Raw genomic sequence first — 1,725 nt, 5'->3', positions numbered from 1 at the left:
GGACTGGCCTGGCAATGTGCGTGAACTCAAAAATGCCGCCGACCGCTTTGTACTGGGCATCAGTGAGAGCGCCATGGCGGGAGATGAGGCACCTGGCGGCTACGAGGAGCGCATGGATCATTACGAGCGGCATATTATCCGCGAAGAACTCAAGGCGGCGCAGGGGCAACTCAATGCCGCCGCACAGCGTCTAAACCTGTCGCGCAAGACGTTGTATCGCAAGATGAAGAAGCATCAACTGGATAAACAGTTGTTTAAAGTCGATGACGAAGATGGGTCATAGCTGTCCTTTTTTCCCTGCGGCATGGGTCTTAAATGTCCCGTGCGTATCTATAATTGACTCGATGATTAAATATAACTATTTGAAAAACAAACAGTTATTAAAGTTGGTTCTGATATTGCTATCTATCCCGTCGAGTAAGCCTGGCAACGCCTGGGCTGCGTAGCTCCACCGCCGCAGGAAATCGGGCGGCACCAACACCATGAGCGACAAGGATAAAAACAATGCTAAGAAAATCCCTTACCGGCCTGCTTCTGACGGGCTCTCTGTTACTGGGCGCGAGTATCGCCAACGCCGACGAGTGCAGCTACCGTGGCGTGCTGGATGACAAGTTCTGTGATGAGAACAAAGACCTGGTGGCGGATTCGCCCAAGGATGAGTCCGAATGGCGTGATCCCAGTACCCTGGTATTCACCTATACACCGGTGGAAGACCCGGCCGTGTACAAGGACGCCTTTAAGGAGTTTCAGGAGTATCTGACTGAAGCGACTGGCAAGAAAGTGATTTATTACACTGTGCATTCCAATGCCGCCGAAGTGGAAGCGATTCGCTCCGGCCGCTTGCACATCGCTGGATTCTCCACTGGCCCAACCGGCTATGCCGTTAACCTGGGTGGCTATGTTCCCATTGCCGTGAAGGGCACTGCAGATTCCTTTCAGGGCTATAACCTGATTACCATAGTGCGCAAGGACAGCTCGATTCAGACCATGGCTGATCTTAAAGGCAAGCTGGTGGCGCATACGTCCGCGTCGTCCAACTCAGGTAATCTGGCACCCAGGGCACTGTTTCCGGAGCTGGGCATTACGCCAGACACCGACTACACAGTTAAATACTCCGGCAAGCACGATCAGTCGATCATGGGCGTGCTGAGCGGTGACTACGACGCAGCGCCAGTGGCGTCCGATGTGTTCGATCGCATGGTGTCGGCCGATCGCATCAAGCAGGATGATTTCCGCATTATCTATACCAGCCCGCGTTTCCCGACGTCGGCCTTTGGCTACGCCCACGACCTGCATCCGGATCTGGTAGAGAAGATCAAGCAGGCGTTCTCCACCTTCCGCTTCTCGGAGCAAATGACCGAAACCTTTAACGGTGCAGATCGCTTTTACCCTGTGACCTACAAAGAAGACTGGAAGGTTATCCGCGATATAGCCCACGCCACAGGTACTGCCTACTCCAAGGCGGGACTCAAGGCGCTGGCTGAAAAGGATGCTGCCAAGGCTGCCAAGAAGCAGGCCGAAAAGGCCGCCGCTGAAGCCGCCAAGACAAGTAGCTGAGTTTCTCCCGCGAAGCAGTTCTGGGCTGCGGGTAACCGCAGCCCGACTTTACGGCTAGGAGGCTGTCCGACAATACACAACCTACTCCCTGTCTCTTCTACCCCTCTTACGCTTCCGACGACCCCTCAACTTCTAACCCCGATACGTACACGCCGACATCACAAAAAA

2 protein-coding genes are annotated in these 1,725 nt (G+C 54.3%); both read left to right on the top strand.

All coding sequences use genetic code 11. From position 1 onward, the window contains the following. The coding region (locus tag MPRO_RS03130) for a helix-turn-helix domain-containing protein (RefSeq protein ID WP_281177125.1) at window positions 1–283 on the top strand (283 nt) is incomplete at its 5' end. Window positions 284–504: 221 nt separating this feature from the next. Next, window positions 505–1,557, top strand: coding sequence for a phosphate/phosphite/phosphonate ABC transporter substrate-binding protein (gene phnD / locus MPRO_RS03125; protein ID WP_067286841.1), 1,053 nt, complete (start codon window positions 505–507; stop codon window positions 1,555–1,557). Window positions 1,558–1,725 lie beyond the last annotated feature (168 nt).

The organism is Marinobacterium profundum (assembly GCF_001528745.1).
GTDB lineage: Bacteria > Pseudomonadota > Gammaproteobacteria > Pseudomonadales > Balneatricaceae > Marinobacterium_A > Marinobacterium_A profundum.
This window is presented reverse-complemented; position numbering and strand designations above follow the sequence as displayed.